Annotated in this window: 1 protein-coding gene and 1 pseudogene; one reads left to right on the top strand and one right to left on the bottom strand. The window is 49.8% G+C overall.

Going from position 1 to position 868, the window contains the following annotated elements:
* Window positions 1–415 (top strand): annotated as a pseudogene (locus tag HK28_RS13455) (transposase); the annotation flags it as partial.
* Window positions 416–558: 143 nt separating this feature from the next.
* On the opposite strand, the gene HK28_RS13450 reads toward HK28_RS13455, so the two are convergent.
* On the bottom strand, window positions 559–868 hold a 310-nt coding region (locus HK28_RS13450), incomplete at its 5' end, for a molybdopterin cofactor-binding domain-containing protein (RefSeq protein WP_143217438.1).

The raw sequence follows: 868 nt of genomic DNA, 5'->3' as shown, positions 1-868 counted from the left end.
GTCACGCCAACCGGTAACTCAAAATGCCAAAGTTAACGTGACAGCACCACGCCTGCTGATGGTAAACCTGACGCCGGCGGACATCTCCGGCAGCGCCGGAGCGCAGATGATCCCGGACGCGATCTGCAAGCGCTGGCCGCGGGTCAAGCATCTGTTCGCGGACGGTGCCTATGACCGGCTCCAGTTGATGGACAATGCTGCTTGCCTGGACTTCGTCGTCGAGGTAATTCGTCGCAGGGACTGAGCGAAAGGCTTTGAGGTTCTCCCCTGGCACCGGTTCGTGGGCCGAACCTTCGGATGGATGACCCGACGGCGACGCCTCGTGCGCGACTACGAGCGCCGCATCGATGTCTCACAGGCCGTGATCTTCGTCGCCAAGGGCGTCAATCTCACCCGAAGAAACGCTCATCCATGAATTTCCAAACCGGCTCTAAGGAATATACCTTCAGGACCGAATATCAAGAATTGAAATAAACGACCGGAAATAACAAATATGATATTAAGAGATCATCGTAGTAGATGTTTGATTTTCTAAAATTATTATGAAATAGATAGATATCATTTTATTTTAAACGGATATTTTCTATATCTTTCTTTCGTGGCGGAAAAAAGAGCATTGCTTAATGCAGGAAAGGCTGCGGCGGTCCCAACCTCTCCTATCCCCCCAGGCTCCTCTCCACTGTTAACAATATGCACTTCAACATGATGGGCTTCATTAATTCTCATCAAGCGATAATTATGAAAATTACTTTGATCTATTCTTCCTCCCTCCAAAGTAACTTCCCCATAAAGTGCAGCCGTAAATCCAAAAAGTAGCCCACCTTCGATCTGCGCGACCAGTGTATCCGGGTTCACGGCCATTCCGCAG

Origin of the sequence: Acetobacter sp. DsW_063, from assembly GCF_002153745.1 — a bacterium.
Taxonomy (GTDB): Bacteria; Pseudomonadota; Alphaproteobacteria; order Acetobacterales; family Acetobacteraceae; genus Acetobacter.
The sequence above is the reverse complement of the archived record's forward strand: the minus strand, read 5'-3'. Positions and strand labels throughout refer to the sequence as shown.